At 57.4% G+C, this 15047-nt stretch carries 10 protein-coding genes and 1 pseudogene; 4 read left to right on the top strand and 7 right to left on the bottom strand.

Annotated elements, in window-relative coordinates; all coding sequences use genetic code 11:
• Window positions 1–170: 170 nt before the first annotated feature.
• A pseudogene (locus QMP16_RS03805) lies at window positions 171–1633 on the bottom strand (BCCT family transporter).
• Window positions 1634–2052: 419 nt separating this feature from the next.
• On the opposite strand from QMP16_RS03805, the gene QMP16_RS03800 reads away from it, so the two are divergent.
• The 3 genes from QMP16_RS03800 to QMP16_RS03790 all read left to right on the top strand — a co-directional run bounded on the left by QMP16_RS03800 (window position 2053) and on the right by QMP16_RS03790 (window position 6161).
• Window positions 2053–3021 carry a TAXI family TRAP transporter solute-binding subunit gene (locus tag QMP16_RS03800; RefSeq protein ID WP_058271718.1) on the top strand — a complete coding sequence of 323 codons (969 nt, stop codon included), beginning with the start codon at window positions 2053–2055 and terminating at the stop codon, window positions 3019–3021.
• Window positions 3022–3123: 102 nt separating this feature from the next.
• On the top strand, window positions 3124–5733 hold the full coding sequence (locus tag QMP16_RS03795) for a TRAP transporter permease (protein WP_282151271.1): 2610 nt from the start codon (window positions 3124–3126) through the stop codon (window positions 5731–5733).
• The gene (locus QMP16_RS03790) at window positions 5730–6161 is read left to right on the top strand and encodes a universal stress protein (RefSeq protein WP_058271716.1); all 432 of its coding nucleotides are present in this window, start codon (window positions 5730–5732) and stop codon (window positions 6159–6161) included. Before QMP16_RS03795 ends, QMP16_RS03790 begins: the two co-directional genes overlap by 4 nt.
• 14 nt (window positions 6162–6175) lie before the next feature.
• Here the strand turns inward: QMP16_RS03790 and QMP16_RS03785 are convergent, their stop codons facing one another.
• From QMP16_RS03785 to QMP16_RS03775, 3 genes are read right to left on the bottom strand one after another with little or no spacing between them, the layout of a single operon-like run.
• A complete protein-coding gene (locus tag QMP16_RS03785) occupies window positions 6176–7216 on the bottom strand; it encodes a lipocalin-like domain-containing protein (RefSeq protein WP_282151270.1) in 1041 nt (346 codons plus the stop codon).
• The gene (locus QMP16_RS03780) at window positions 7206–9620 is read right to left on the bottom strand and encodes an ABC transporter permease (protein ID WP_282151269.1); all 2415 of its coding nucleotides are present in this window, start codon (window positions 9618–9620) and stop codon (window positions 7206–7208) included. Before QMP16_RS03780 ends, QMP16_RS03785 begins: the two co-directional genes overlap by 11 nt.
• A complete protein-coding gene (locus tag QMP16_RS03775) occupies window positions 9617–10264 on the bottom strand; it encodes an ABC transporter ATP-binding protein (protein ID WP_282151268.1) in 648 nt (215 codons plus the stop codon). The genes QMP16_RS03780 and QMP16_RS03775 overlap by 4 nt, the downstream gene beginning before the upstream one ends.
• A 170-nt stretch (window positions 10265–10434) precedes the next feature.
• Between QMP16_RS03775 and QMP16_RS03770 the strand changes: the two genes are divergently transcribed.
• Window positions 10435–10869, top strand: coding sequence for an ion channel (locus QMP16_RS03770; protein ID WP_109311846.1), 435 nt, complete (start codon window positions 10435–10437; stop codon window positions 10867–10869).
• Here QMP16_RS03770 and cls read toward each other — a convergent pair.
• The 3 genes from cls to QMP16_RS03755 all read right to left on the bottom strand — a co-directional run bounded on the left by cls (window position 10866) and on the right by QMP16_RS03755 (window position 14961).
• Window positions 10866–12278: a cardiolipin synthase gene (gene cls, locus QMP16_RS03765; RefSeq protein ID WP_282151267.1), complete on the bottom strand. Its 1413-nt coding sequence runs from the start codon at window positions 12276–12278 to the stop codon at window positions 10866–10868. The genes QMP16_RS03770 and cls overlap by 4 nt on opposite strands.
• Window positions 12279–12302: 24 nt before the next feature.
• Window positions 12303–13277 (bottom strand): HAD family hydrolase, encoded by a 975-nt coding sequence (locus QMP16_RS03760; protein ID WP_282151266.1) that lies wholly within the window; start codon window positions 13275–13277, stop codon window positions 12303–12305.
• 73 nt (window positions 13278–13350) lie between these two features.
• Window positions 13351–14961 carry an arylsulfatase gene (locus tag QMP16_RS03755; protein ID WP_282151265.1) on the bottom strand — a complete coding sequence of 537 codons (1611 nt, stop codon included), beginning with the start codon at window positions 14959–14961 and terminating at the stop codon, window positions 13351–13353.
• Window positions 14962–15047: the final 86 nt, after the last annotated feature.

The raw sequence follows: 15047 nt of genomic DNA, 5'->3' as shown, positions 1-15047 counted from the left end.
TCGGGCAAGTTTTCCGGCAAACTCAGGAAAAAGCGAACAGACTAGGGTTGTTCAAGCCGAATCCATTCCCAGTTTCTGCGCTCACTTACTGCGCCGCAGGATCAGCCACGCCAGAAACCCAACATAGGCGAAAACGCTTAGGTTCAGTGCGGTGTCGATCAGTTGGCCACTCATGATCGGTCCTCCTGCGCCAGACGTTTGAACAGACAGACAACAAGAATTGGCACGATAAACACGAAGGCAATGGCTGACAGCGCTATTATGGACCTTACCAGAGAGATATCGCCCACCAGAATCATCGCCATCCCTAACGCGCCAAGGATAATGCCCCAAATCGTACGAATTCGGGGGGAGGGGTTGTCGTCGCCTCCGGTCCCTATCATCGCAAGGGTGAACCCGGCGCTTACGACGCTGGTAACCACGAACAGGAACGCGGCCAGGATTGTTGCTATTCTTGTGATGCCATCTAGCGGGAAGCGCTCAAGCAACGCAAATGTTGTTGCGTCGAGGTTCTCTGCGTTGACGGCTGATAAGGCTCCGTCCTGACGCAAAGCATCGAAAAAACCCAAGCCGCCGAAAACGCCGAACCACAGGATAGAGAACAGTGTGGGAGTGACGACGACTCCGATCAGAAACTCTCGGATCGTGCGTCCGCGGGAAATCCGGGCGATGAAAATGCCCACGAAGGGTGCCCAAGCCAGCCACCAGATCATATAGTTCAGCGTCCAGCCGTGGAACCAGTCGACCAACAGGTCGTCGAAGAACTCAGCCGTAGAGAACCCTGCTGGCAGGACACCAAACAGATAGCGTCCGAATCCCGAAACGATGCCATCCATCAGATAAGATGTGGGACCCAGCACTAGAAGATAGACCATCATCCCGACGGCGATCAGCATTGCTGCGTTGGACAGCAGGGCCATTCCGTCGCCCAGATCGCGACGCAACGGTATGATGAACGCAATACAAAGCGCGGCAAAAACGGGCAGCGTCAGCACGCCTGGGGTTTCTATACCCAACAGGCCTGCCAGTCCGGTCTGGATCTGAAATACCCCCATTGCCATAGAGCCCGCCAAACCGACGGCAATTGCGACGATCGAGAGCAGATCGAAAACCACCCCAGCGCTTTTGTCCATCCTGCTTCGCCAAGTGCGTCGGTGACTGGGGCACTCAGTAACAAAGTGCGATTTCGGCGATAGGCAAAATAGGCGATGACCAATCCGACGATTCCGTAAATCGCCCAGGCGTGGAACCCCCAGTTCAAGTAGGTCACGAACATCGCATAACTGGCCGCTTCTGCGTCGCTATTATATTGACGCAGCACTTCGTAGTGGGTCAGCGGCTCGGCTGCGCCATAGAACAGTAGACCGACACCCATTCCTGCGGCAAATAACATCGCGATCCATGCGGTCGTTGAAAACTCTGGTTCGGCTGTGTCAGCGCCAAGGCGGATATCCCCAAATCGTGACAGGGCCAGAAAGAGGACCACAAACAAAAGCCCGCTGACCTCAAGCATGATGAACCAGCCGCGGCTGTTGAATTGCGTCTCAACCGCCGATGCAGCAATGCGACCCAGGCCTTGCGGGTCAACAATGCCCCAGATTGCGATGGCCGCACTAAGGGCTAGGGCGATCACAAGCGTCGGACTGGGTGATTTGCCGTCCACTGTCCAGAACCCTTCCGCGTAAATTCATGAAACATCGGGTCGTTAGGTCAAGCCTAGGCTGCGGAATCCAAACTTTCAAAGTGTTTTTGGATATTTAGCTGGCACGGTTGTTCCTGATCCGGCCCAGTGGCGCCGGTCTGTGCGAAACCGCCCCGTTAAAGGGGGAAACTTTCGGAAATCTCATCACATCTGCGGATCGGGGCCTTCATACCCCGCGCAGGGGTTGACAAGCGGAGTGTCTGAATGAAACGTCAAAGGCGTTGGGAGACTTTTAAATTTCAGATGCTTGACCCGTTGCAAGACGGGTTCGCTTGCCGTACCGGCAAGGTCCCTGGATGGGGGCCGCTGAGCTGTCTCTCATCCACAATAAGAGTTGGGAGTTCTCAAAAATGAAAAATAGCAGCAAGCTTAGCCTGGGCGCGGTCGTTACCGCTGCTCTTATGGCTCCGGCCGCTTATGCAGAAGAGTTTATCACCATTGGTACCGGCGGCGTGACCGGCGTTTACTATCCGACCGGTGGTGCGATCTGCCGTCTGGTGAACAAAGGCCGCAAAGAGCACGGCGTGCGTTGCTCGGTCGAGTCGACTGGTGGTTCGGTTTACAACATCAACACCATTCGCGAAGGCGAGCTGGAGTTTGGTGTCGCTCAGTCCGACTGGCAGTACCACGCGTATAACGGCAGCTCGAAATTCGAAGAGGCTGGCCCCTTCGAAAACCTGCGCGCCGTCTTCTCGGTACACCCCGAACCGTTCACCGTTGTTGCACGTGCCGATTCCGGCATCACCAACTTCGAGGACCTGAAGGGCAAGCGCGTCAACATCGGTAACCCCGGTTCCGGTCAGCGCGGCACGATGGAAGTCCTGCTGGGCGAAATGGGTTGGACCACCGACGATTTCGAACTGGCGACCGAGCTGAAAGCGGCTGAACAGTCGGCGGCTCTGTGTGACAACCAGATCGACGCGATGGTTTACACCGTTGGTCACCCGTCGGGCTCGATCCAGGAAGCGACTACAGCCTGTGACTCGGTTCTGGTGAACGTCAGCGGCGACGCCGTCAGCAAGCTGGTTGACGACAACTCGTTCTACCGCACCGCAACAATCCCCGGTGGCATGTACCGTGGTTCGGATGGCGACACCTCGACCTTTGGTGTGGGCGCGACGTTCGTGACCTCGGCAGACGTGTCAGATGACGCGGTTTATGCCGTTGTCAGCTCGGTCTTCGAGAACTTCGACGATTTCAAAAAGCTGCACCCTGCATTTGCCAACCTCAAGCCCGAAGAGATGATTGCAGATGGCCTGTCGGCTCCGCTGCATCCGGGTGCCGAGAAGTACTACAAAGAAAAAGGCTGGGTTCAGTAAGCCAGACCTAAAGCAGGGTGCCCAACGGGCGCCCTGCGACCCAAACCCGAACAAATCGGGTGGATCAGAAGGCCAAAAATGGCCGCGACGGGGAGACATTTCATGAGTTCCGACACACAATCCAATCGTCCGCTATCCGAAGAAGAGCTACAGGATCTTGTGGCCTCATCCGATGCGGGTGGACGTAATCCGGTCGGTAATGTCGGGATATTCCTGGCCGTGGTAGCCGCGATCTGGTCGATCTTTCAGGTCGTCCTGGCCTCGCCACTTGCGAACTATGTGCTGCCCGGCAGCGTTGTGAACAACGCGCGGCAGTTTCACCTGGCCTTTGCGTTGTTTCTGGCCTTTGCAGCCTATCCGGCGCTGAAATCAAGCCCGCGCAACTATATCCCGGTTCAGGATTGGATCATGGGGCTGCTGGGCGCGTTTGTCGCGCTGTATGGCTATTTCTTTTACAACAAGATCGTCGATGCAGGCGGTCTTGCGGATGACACCGACAAATGGGTCGCCCTGGTTGGTCTGCTGTTGTTGTTCGAGGCCGCGCGTCGTGCGCTTGGCCCCGCAATGGCGATCATTGCGACGATCTTTCTGGTATATGTGTTTTTCGGATCCTCTGATTGGGTTCCCGAGGTTATTCGCTGGAAAGGCGCAAGCCTGAAAAAGGCCATGAGCCATATGTGGATCACGTCCGAGGGCGTGTTTGGTATCGCGCTTGGGGTTTCGACCAAATTCGTTTTCCTGTTCGTTCTGTTCGGGGCCTTGCTGGATAAGGCCGGGGCAGGGAACTACTTTATCAAGATGGCCTTCGGTGCCTTGGGGCACCTGCGTGGTGGTCCTGCCAAGGCGGCCGTCGTGGGTTCGGCAGCGACCGGCCTGATTTCGGGTTCGTCCATCGCCAACGTTGTGACAACCGGTACATTCACCATACCGCTGATGAAGCGCGTGGGCTTTAGCAGCGAACAAGCTGGATCGGTCGAGGTTGCCTCATCCGTGAACGGTCAGATCATGCCGCCCGTGATGGGGGCTGCGGCCTTCTTGATGGTGGAATATGTCGGCATTTCTTATGTCGAGGTGATCACCCACGCCTTCCTGCCTGCCGCGATTTCATACATCGCGCTGGTCTACATCGTGCACCTTGAGGCCGTGAAGCGGAACATGCCTACGCTGGGCGACCGCGACGTAAAGCTGGCGCGCACAGTTGTCGGTATGTTGTCCTTCTTCCTGGTCTTTGCCGGGCTGTGCTACGGTTCTCAATTCCCGGTCGAAGCGGTGACAAACTGGGTGCCGTCATCGGCTGGGCTGGTCCTCAGCCTGATCATCTGTGCCATCTATGTGGCACTGCTGTATCTGGCCGCTCAGGTGCCGGATCTTGAGCCGGACGATCCAAACGCCAAGGAAGTGACCTTGCCGATCATTGCCGACATCTACAAAGCTGGGCTGCACTACCTGTTGCCGATTATCGTGCTGGTCTACTTCTTGATGATCGAGCAGAAGTCACCGGGTCTGTCGGCCTTCTGGGCCACGACGCTGCTGTTCGTGATCCTGCTAACGCAGAAGCCGCTCAAGGCGATATTCCGCGGGCAAAGCAACGTCTACAACACGTTCATTGATGGTGTCGCAGACCTTTGGCAGGGCATGATCGACGGCGCGCGAAACATGATTGGTATCGCGCTGGCAACGGCAACAGCTGGCGTCATCGTGGGCACTGTGACGCTGACTGGTGTCGGACAAGTGATGGCCGACCTGGTTGAGTTCCTGTCAGGCGGCAACCTGATCCTGATGCTGATTATGGTCGGCCTGCTGAGCCTGATCCTGGGCATGGGCCTGCCGACCACCGCAAACTATATTGTGGTCAGTTCGCTGATGGCTGGTGTGGTTGTTGAGCTAGGTGCGCAAAGCGGACTTATCGTGCCGTTGATCGCAGTGCACCTGTTCGTCTTCTACTTTGGGATCATGGCAGACGTGACCCCGCCGGTTGGATTGGCCAGCTTTGCGGCCGCCGCGGTATCGGGTGGTGACGCAATCAAAACCGGGTTCATTGCGTTCTTCTACAGCCTGCGCACCGTGGCCTTGCCGTTCGTGTTCATCTTCAACACCGACTTGCTATTGATCGATGTGACGTGGGTCGAGGGGATAACGGTGGCGATATTTGCGACAATCGCCATCCTCGTCTTCACGGCCGGGACAATGGGGTACTTTCTGACCCGCAGCCGGATCTATGAAAGCATCGCACTGATCCTGGTGGCATTCGCGCTGTTCAGGCCCGACTTCTTCATGAACCGCATCGCGCCGCCGTTTACCTCGGTCGAGCCTGCTGCGTTTGTGGAAACCATCGGCGAAACCCCTCCGGGTACCGAGGTGCGTATGGTCATCAGCGGGCCGGACTTTGACACGCTTGAGATGACGGACACGACCGTGGTTGTTCCCGTTGGCAGCGAAGAGGGCGGGCAAGCGCGTGTCGACGCGATGGGCTTGCTGCTGCTTGAAGAAGACGGGTTGGTCAAACTCGAAGAGCCATTGTTCGGGACACCTGTCGCGGATGACTTGGATATCTTCGACTACTACGGGGATGAGGCAGTGCGCCTGACCTCGGTCAGCTTGCCCGCCAGTCAGCCACCGAAACAGTTGATCTACATTCCGGCAATGCTCTTGCTGGGACTGATCGCTTTCCTTCAGCGCGGCCGCGCCGCCAGACAAGAGGTGACCGCATGACAAACGCTGTTCTCTGCGCCGTCGATATCAGCAACGGCGATCTTGATACGCATGTCCTGAAGAAAGCTGCGAAGCTGGCCGATCAGGAAGGTGCTCAATTGGATGTGGTGACGGTCCTGCCGGATTTCGGAGAAAGCTGGGTGTCCGGCTTTTTCGAAAGTGATTTTCACGACAAGGCGCTGGAAGAGGCGCACACCAAACTGGCCGAGATGTGTGTGTCCACACTGGGGGCGGATCGGAATGAAAAGATCCGCCACGTGGTCGCGACGGGTACTGCCTATCAGGAAATCCTGAAAACTGCGGACAGTGCTGGTAGCGATCTGATCGTGATCGGTGCGCACAAACCCGACTTGAAAGATTATCTGCTGGGCCCGAATGCTGCACGGGTCGTGCGGCATTCAGACGTCTCTGTCTACGTGGTGCGCTAAGAAAATTGGGCGGATCAGTACCCTGTCATCTCAAGATATCCCCGTCCGGAATGGCTACCGCTGATCTGGACGGGACCTTCCCAGTATTCAAACCGGGTGGCCATCCACGCGTTGGGTGTCAGCGCTGATACCTCGACGTCCAAATCCCGGTCAGGCAATGTGACGCGCCATCTGACAGGTACGTCGCGGCCAGCAACGGGCGCGGTCGTCAGCGGCTCGAACGCGACCGAACCATCGGGGATCGCAGTCGTCGTACCATCGGCGGCGATCCACGTTGCCGCGGTGAAATCACCTCGGTCGCCGCGTAACCGAAAAGCCATCATCTTGTCGCCATTGTCAAAGCTGAGCGAGAACCAATCCCAGCCGCTTTGATCTGCGGCCAAAGGTTGTGATGACCATTCGCGGTCCAGCCAGCCTTGTCCGTTGACCGCCACGTCGCCATCTGGCAGCCGCAAAACGCCTTGTACCTCGTAAAACGGCTGGGAATAGTAATAGCTGGCTTGCCCGTCGCCGGATTTCACCGAATATCCGTCCTCGCCGTGAAAAACGAACGGCCCGTTGGCTTCGAGCTTTAGGTCATAGCCGAAATCCGCACCGTTCGCAGAGAGGCTGACCGCGTTTGGGTCTGACCCGCGCATGTGCCATTCGTCGATCCAAGCCTCGAATGGCGCTGCCGTAACCCCTGCCTGACCGATGCCGCCGCGCGACAGACGCTCCGCGAAATAGTGTTTGTCGGGCGTGGTCACCGCAGCATGGCCCATCCATATCTGTGGGCTTTGCCATCCCTCGACCTCATGCGGTTTCAGTGCCGACCGAAACAGGGTCCACTGGATACCGTAATCGCGCCCGTCTTCACCTTTCAGGTTTGCTGTCAGATACCACCACTCGATCCGGTAGTCCGGGTGGGGGCCATGATCCTGCGGGAATTGAAACGCATACTCCGGCTGGGGCACAGTGAACCCTTCAGCCGAACCGCCCAAGCCTGCGTATCCCTGTGCGCGGGCAATGCCCGGCACGGCCAGCAGCAAGACGATCAGCCAGATCCTAACGTTCATTGGCAAACACCTTCAGTAGATCCGCAGGCGGCAGGCGCAGCAAACGGGCGGCAGGCAGGGCCGCGGCAACGGTTGCCGCAAGCAGGGTCAGACCCAACAGATAGACCCAGTCGACAGGGAACAGGTACATCGGCAGCCTCCAGCCAAACGCTTCGACGTTGATGACCGTCAGCAAGGTCCACGCCAAAGCCAACCCCAGCGGCAGAGCCAGCAAGGCGGTCAAAGCGGCCAGCAGCACGCTGCGCAAAAGCTCAAGCCGGGCCAGTTCTGCACGGGTCAGCCCAAGTGCCCAGATGGGCGCAATCTGGGGCAGGCGCTGGGTCCACAATGTCAGCAGACTGGTCAGAATGGCGAACCCTGCAACCCCCAGCGTCAGGATGTTCAAGGCAGAGGTCACAACGAATGTCTTTTCGAACACCTGCATGGATTGCGCCTTCATTGCGGCTTGCTGGACGACTGCTCGGCGGGGCAGGTCAAACTGCTCGCGCAAGGCCTGGGCCAGCTCTGTGGTCCTGTCAGGCGCGACACGAATGCCAAACCGGCGCGCCTCAGCGCCGGGCGCGATCTGATCAAGTTGGGCCATGGAAACGATGGCCTGACCGGTTGGGTTGCCATAGTCCGAATAGACACCTGCGATGATCATCGTGTCGGCGGGTGTGATGGCCAAAGAGTCGCCAGGCCAAAGGTTTTCCCGGCGGGCAAGTTGTTCGTTGATCAGCACAGCGGTTCCGTCGTGGACCCGGTCCCAAACACGTTCCGAAGAACTGATCAGCGGCCATTTCTCACGATAAGTCTGATCGTCAATGATGCCATAGAGAAACAAGGGTCCCGACGAATGCGCCAGTTCAACGCTACGGATCGGCAGGATGGCATCTACCTGCGGGTTCAGCCATTCTGCAATGTCCTGACCCTGCTGATCGGTGGCAGCGGTGACGTAGAGCTCGGATGTAAGGCGCTGGTCCAGCCAGCCGGTAAAGGTCAACCGAAAGCTGGAAACCATCGTGCCTACGCCGATATTCGCGGCAAGCGCCAGCAACAGGGCCATCAGCGCCAAAGATAAGCCCGGCAGTTGGGCGCGCATGTCCGACCAGACCCATTGGGCTATTGGCCCTTTCGCTGAACGCTGAAACAGGATCAGGACGCGCGACAAGGCATAGGGCAATACCAACGCGGACCCGACCAACAACCCGGCCACCATGACGAAACCGGCCACCAACCCCCCGAACAACAACAGGGTCAGAATGCCACCGACAATAGCGGCGACACCGGCAAGGGCGACGACCCAGCTACCCGAGGCCGCGCTGCGCCAGGCCTGCAAGCCTGCGCCGCTAAGGATCGGCATTCGCGACAAGCGGTACAAGGCGTGTCCGCTGGCCAGAAACGTGCCGCCCAAGGCCATCGCCAACCCGGACAGTGTCCATTGTGGTTGCAATGAGATCTGGCCGCTGACAGGTGCGCCGTAAAGCCCGCGTAAGGTTGCTGCCACGTCCGGCAGCAGCGCGCCTGCGAGAAAAAAGCCCAACACCAAACCGAGTATTCCGCCGGCAATCGCCAGCACGGAAAGCTCAGCCATGATCAGCCAAACCAGCCGTCGCATCGAAACACCCAAAGCGCGCAAGGTTCGGATCATGCCGCGCCGTTGGGCAAAGGCCAGGCCCACGGTTCCGTGCACGATGAACAGACCCACCGCAAAGGACAACAGGCCAAAGGCGGACAGGTTCAGGTGAAAACTGTCGGTCAGTTGTGCGGTATCCAGTTGTTCCTGTGCCGGGACCCGCTCCAGTTCGGGGGCAATAGTCGACAGCGGTGGAATTGAACCGGGCTGATCCGGTAAAATGATCAGGTGCGAAATCTCTCCCGGCTTCTTCAGTAACGTCTCGGCCACACCGATGTCGGTCAGGATCAGATCGGGCGGTAAGGCATCGCTGACCAAGATCGGAGGCAAACCGGTCTGGTCGGCCAATAGCGGCTCCAAAACCGGGGTCGTCAGCAATCGCCCCGGCGCAGTCAACATATCGGCAGGGTCGGGTGGCGTGCCGCTTTGTTCCATCTGCGTGACGGCGGGCAGGGCGGGATAGGCCACCATATCAACGCCAAGGACCCGTAGTGTCTGACCCTGAACCCGCAATGGGCCTTCCAGTACCGCAGCAACCTGCCAGCCCGCGCGCCTCAGCTCGACGTAACGCGACAGGGGGATTGGACCGGCGGGGTTGTGCAATTCGTCAAACCGACCTAGCGCCAGTTGATCAGCGGCCCGGTCATAGCTGGCGCGGGCCTCGGCATTGATAGCCTGCACCGCCGACCAAAGACCGGTTGCAAGGGCCAGGCCGATCAGCAGGGTCGCCAGTTGCAGCCGGTGTGCCCGCCAATGAGAGGTCAGCGCCTGAGTGACGGTCAGCGTCATGCGATAAGCCCGCCAGCCAGATGCACACGCCGATCCAAACGGGCCGCAATCTCGTGCGAATGGGTGACCAAAAGCAGCGCGGCCCCTGTATCCGCAACAAGAGCCAACATCAGTTCAAGAACGGTGGCGCTGGCGGTTTCGTCCAGGTTTCCCGTGGGCTCATCCGCCAGCAACAATTTGGGCCGGGCGGCCATGGCACGACCGATAGCAACACGCTGTTGCTGTCCGCCCGACAGGTTCTCGGGATATCGATCAAGCAGATCGGAAAGGCCCAGCCGCTGCGCCAAATGGGCGCACCAATCGGGGTCGTGGCACCCGGCCAACCGGGCATGAAACGACAGGTTTTGACCTGCTGTCAAAGATGGGATCAGGTTAAATTGCTGAAACACCAGCGACAAGGACGTGCGGCGCAGGGCGGCCCGGCCCGGATCATCCAGTTGCGACAGGGCTACGCCGTCCAGTGTGATTTCCCCGCTGTCCACAGTGTCCAATGCAGCAGCAAGGTTCAGGAGGGTGCTTTTACCGCTGCCGCTTTCGCCGGTTAGGGCCAGTGTTTGGCCGCGATCCAGCGATAGGGACACGTCGCGCAGGACCGGCCGACCACCGGGATAGGATTTCTGAACCTTGTCAAATATCACAAGCATGTTCGCCCTCATTTTTACAAGGATTTGCAACAGTTTCGCCAACTGTCCAGCGCTGACACGTCATAGGTTCCTTTCGCCGCACTATGAACATGGGTGATCGGGTTGTCTCAGCCTGCAGTGCAGGTCATTGTGAGGCGATCCGTCGTCGGTACAATTCAGGATGCGAAAACATGACCTTGTCACAGCAGATCCTTTGGGGCAGCACGTTTCTCGGGCTTTGCTTTCTGGTCGAAATTTTTCTGCTGACCATGTGCACGCTGGCCATCAACAGGCTGATCGAGCGTTGGGAAGCCAGAGGCGCCATTTTGGCAACGGCCGGTCCAATTGCAACCGCGCTGGCCTTTATCGTCGCGACCCACACCATTCAGGTCTGGATTTGGGCCATCGTCTGGGTTTTCGGCGATGTATTGCCCGACTGGAACACGGCGCTGTATTTTTCGCTGGTGTCGTTCACAACGCTTGGCTACGGCGACATCGTACTAGGCGAAGATCTGCGGATTTTCGGTACTTTTGCCGCAGTTACAGGCCTGTTGGCCTTTGGGTTGTCCACGGCCTACATGGTCGCCCTTATGACTCGGGTGTTTCAGGAAAGGTTCATGGCCTAAAGGATGGGTGAGAATAATCGCGCCAGCGGAGCGCCAAGGCGTATGTAAACTGGCTGCTGTTCCAGATAGCGCGTCAGCTCATAGCTTTTGGCAAAGTCTTTTTGCAGCATCGCATCGACTGCGGCTGTGGTCTGGGGATCAAAGAACAGGGCCATTGCCTCGAAATTCAACCGAAATGATCGATTGTCCAGATTAGTCGTGCCCACTGCGGCCAGTGAGTCATCCACAACGAAGACCTTTTGATGCATGAACCCGTCCGTATAGCGCAAGACTTGTGCACCACAGGCGCGAACTTCATCAAAATAAGCAAAAGCCGCCAGCCACGGCAGGCGGTGATCAATGACATCAGGAACAAGAATGCGCACATCGACACCGCGCAATGCTGCGTGTTTCAAGGCGGTCATGATATCGATGTCGGGTACGAAATAGGGGGACGCGATCCAGATCCGGTTCCGCGCCTCTGTGATCGCGGCGAAGAACATCATCGATCCGGTTTCGGTTTCATCGCCGGGGCCTGTCGCAACCAGCAGCGCGTTGATATCCTGGTCCGCCTCGGACCCGGCCCAATCCAACTGGTCGATCAGATCTTCTTCATGCGCCCAATGCCAGTCTTCGATGAAGATCAACTGCAATTGCCGGACAATGTGGCCGGTCAACCTGACATGGGTGTCGCGCCAATGTCCGAAATGCGGGTCCTGGCCCAGATACTCGACGCCGATGTTGTGACCGCCGATAAATCCAGTTTCGCCATCGATAACAACGGTTTTGCGGTGGTTGCGGTAGTTCAATTGGAAACGAAATTTTGGTCCGCGTTGTTCATTTGGATCCGAAACCGCGATACCGGCCTCGCGCATCTCTTCGATGTAGTCATTGGACAGGGCATAACTGCCGACGGCATCCATCATGAACCGAACGCTGACACCACGTTTGGCTGCTTCGATCAGCTTGTCTTTCAGTTTCTGACCCAAGGCATCGGCGCGAACAATATAGAACTGGATCAGGACGTAAGTCTTGGCCGCATCGATGGCCTCAAAAATCGCATCAAAGGTGGCCTGCCCATCAATCAGCAGCTCTGCCCCGTTGCCGCGCGACACGGGCATATGCGCCAGCGCCTCGAACGGTTTGGGGTTGATAAGCAATTTGTCGGCATCGGGCGTTGAGTAGTCGGCGAAGGTCTTGATCCCCTGAACCACGCGCTGGCTTTCCTTGCGCGCGATACGGTAGCCCCGAAATCTATGGTGTCCCAAAAACAGGTAAAGCGGCACGCCAAACATCGGTGCCGAGATCAGAAAGACCACCCATCCGACCGCGCCCTGAGGTGTCCGCGCGGTTTGGGCCGCGCGGACAGAAAAGAAAACTGCTGTTGTGTAAAGCGCAAAGACGAAGGCAGAAACAAGCAGTGTCCACATAGGGTTATCGGGCTCCGTGGTGGTTCAGTTCGCCCCAGTGTAGATGCGCGACCAGTCTTGCGCCATATCTACAATCACCCAACCCATGTCTGGCCCTTTGTCCAGTCCATCGACCAGTTTGCCGATTGGGCTTTCCCGGTCATAGGCCCATTCACGTTCTGCATCGGTATGGTGAATCAAGACACCCAAACGTGGCCCATCGCCTGCGGTGGTCCATTCCAACATGGCAAAATCGCCATCCGAATTTCCCCCGGCCAGTATGGGGCGTCTGCCGATCGTCCGCTCGATGTTGATCGGTTTGCCTTCTTTGTCGTCCACAAAAGCGATGCCATCGGCTTTGGTGATAACCGGTTCGCCTTCCGCGCTGTCATAAGTGGTGTCCATGTATGTACCCAGAATCTGTTCGGGCGGAATGCCATAGGCGTCTTCGGCGAAGACGCGCATAAAGTGCACTCCACCGCCGGAGACGATGTAGGTCTTGAACCCTTCGTCTCGCAGATACCGCAGCAACTCGACCATCGGCTGATAGGTCATCTGATCATAGGGCAGTTCGGTTTCCGGGTGCCGGGCGGTTTCCAGCCAGTCGGCGACAGCGCTTTGGAATTCGTCGACAGTGACGCCGGAATGAGAGGCATTCAACACCTCGATCAAGGCATCATGGCCACCTTCCGCGACCGTCTTCAGATCGCCTGTCGCAGCGGCCTGCAAAACGGGCGTAGTTAGGATTGAAGGGTCATCCTCGGCCATCTGAGCCAGCCGATCCATGGCAAATATCAGCTGAAAATACACAGGCTGTTCGGCCCAAAGCGTGCCGTCATTGTCGAAAACGGCGATCCTTTCTGCTGGCGTCACGTATTCAGGGCGCTGTGGGTCGGTCACGGCGGCGACAAACTCGATGATCCTGTCTTTGCTTTCGGTCTCTGTCCAACTGGGCAGAGGATCAGCAAGCAGACACAGAGGGGCACAGGACAGTAGGGCGCTTAGAACAAAATGTCGCATGAATTTCTCGTTTAATTTCAAGATGAAAAGGGCCGCCTTTTAAGGGGCGGCCCGATTGGATTTTAGATACGACTTAGTTGTTTGTTGGTGTCGTCAGCTTGTCCATGACCTGATCCAGGTTGAAGCTTGCCGCCTTCTGGCGCGGCGGGAATTCCTGGAAGGTTGCCAGGAAGTTGCCCACGTATTCCTGAGCAGGAACCAGGAAATACGCCCGATCCAACAACCAGTCATAATAAGTGTTGGAGGTGCGGTAGGCGCGCTCATATGGGTCACGACGCAGGTTCACGATCAGAGGGATACGCAGCTCGGTCCAGGGCTCGATCCAGGCACGCAGGGTCGCCCATGCTTTCTGCTCAAGGAAGATCAGCTTCCAGTCGTCATAGCGCAGAGCCGTCAGGTCACCATCATCCGAGAAATAGAAAATCTCGGCGCGTGGGCTTTCGGTTGTTTCGCCGGTCAGCATGGGCAGAATGTTATATCCATCCAGATGCACCTTGTAGTCACGGCCCATACCGGACGAGCTATAGCCAGTTTTCAGCTTTTCCTTGATGTCCGGGTCGCCAGCAACCGCCAGGTATGTAGGCAGCCAGTCCATGTGGTGCACGATCTCATTGGTGATCGAGCCCGCTTCGATCTGACCAGGCCAGCGAACCATTGACGGAACGCGCCAGCCGCCTTCCCAGTTGGTGTTCTTTTCACCCCAAAACGGCGTCGCAGCAGCATCCGGCCATGTGTTCATGTGCGGACCATTGTCGGTCGAATAGTGCACGATGGTGTTGTCCGCGATGCCAAGTTCGTCCAGCAGGTCCAGCAGTTGCCCGACATGCATGTCATGTTCGATCATGCCAGCGGTGTATTCGTCAGCAACGCCACCAAAGATCTCGTTGGCCTGTTGGCGCATTTCATCTTTGACGTGGGTACGGAAGTGCATGCGCGTGCCGTTCCACCAGACATAGAAGGGCTGGCCTTGTTCATTGGCCCGCTTGATGAAGTCAATCGCGGCTGCGACGGTTTCATCATCAACGGTTTCCATACGCTTCTTGGTCAGCGGGCCGGTGTCTTCGATGGTTCCGTCCGCTTTGGATTTGATCACGCCCCGCGGGCCATAGGCTTCACGGAAGGTGCGACCATCGGCCAGAACCGCATCGCCTGGATAGTCTTCGTTCTCCGGTTCTTCTTCGGCGTTCAGGTGATAAAGATTTCCGAAAAACTCATCAAAACCGTGGTTTGTCGGCAAATGCTCATCTTTGTCGCCAAGGTGGTTCTTACCAAATTGACCGGTCACATAACCGTGGTCCTTCAACAATCCCGGAATGGTCGGGTCTTCGACCTGCATTCCCAGATCAGCACCCGGCAGGCCAACTTTCGACAGGCCCGTGCGGAAAACAGACTGGCCCATAATGTAAGATGAACGACCGGCCGTGCAGGATTGTTCACCATAATAGTCGGTAAAGATCATGCCTTCTTTCGCGACACGGTCGATGTTCGGCGTTTGGTATCCCATCAGGCCCATCGTATAGGCCGAGATATTAGATTGTCCGATGTCGTCGCCCCAGATCACAAGAATATTGGGCTTTTGATCCTGGGCCCAGGCGGGCAGGGCCAGCGCAACCGCGACGGAAGCTACGGCGAATTTGCGCAATGTACCGCGCCAACTATCTGCAATCGAAAGGGGTGGTGACATGGTTTACTCCTGAATTGGCCGGATCTTAATGATCCGTTGATCTAAAAGTAATTGATGACGGCGATTATCTTTTCCGCCAACAACGT

The organism is Ruegeria atlantica (assembly GCF_947495585.1).
Lineage (GTDB): Bacteria > Pseudomonadota > Alphaproteobacteria > Rhodobacterales > Rhodobacteraceae > Ruegeria > Ruegeria atlantica_G.
The sequence above is the reverse complement of the archived record's forward strand: the minus strand, read 5'-3'. Positions and strand labels throughout refer to the sequence as shown.

Excerpts from the sequence above, each read along its gene's own strand:
- QMP16_RS03800 (WP_058271718.1), top strand. The coding sequence starts at position 2,053 with ATGAAAAATAGCAGCAAGCTTAGCCTGGGCGCGGTCGTTACCGCTGCT.
- QMP16_RS03795 (WP_282151271.1), top strand. The coding sequence starts at position 3,124 with ATGAGTTCCGACACACAATCCAATCGTCCGCTATCCGAAGAAGAGCTA.
- QMP16_RS03790 (WP_058271716.1), top strand. The coding sequence starts at position 5,730 with ATGACAAACGCTGTTCTCTGCGCCGTCGATATCAGCAACGGCGATCTT.
- QMP16_RS03785 (WP_282151270.1), bottom strand. The coding sequence starts at position 7,216 with ATGAACGTTAGGATCTGGCTGATCGTCTTGCTGCTGGCCGTGCCGGGC.
- QMP16_RS03780 (WP_282151269.1), bottom strand. The coding sequence starts at position 9,620 with ATGACGCTGACCGTCACTCAGGCGCTGACCTCTCATTGGCGGGCACAC.
- QMP16_RS03775 (WP_282151268.1), bottom strand. The coding sequence starts at position 10,264 with ATGCTTGTGATATTTGACAAGGTTCAGAAATCCTATCCCGGTGGTCGG.
- QMP16_RS03770 (WP_109311846.1), top strand. The coding sequence starts at position 10,435 with ATGACCTTGTCACAGCAGATCCTTTGGGGCAGCACGTTTCTCGGGCTT.
- cls (WP_282151267.1), bottom strand. The coding sequence starts at position 12,278 with ATGTGGACACTGCTTGTTTCTGCCTTCGTCTTTGCGCTTTACACAACA.
- QMP16_RS03760 (WP_282151266.1), bottom strand. The coding sequence starts at position 13,277 with ATGCGACATTTTGTTCTAAGCGCCCTACTGTCCTGTGCCCCTCTGTGT.
- QMP16_RS03755 (WP_282151265.1), bottom strand. The coding sequence starts at position 14,961 with ATGTCACCACCCCTTTCGATTGCAGATAGTTGGCGCGGTACATTGCGC.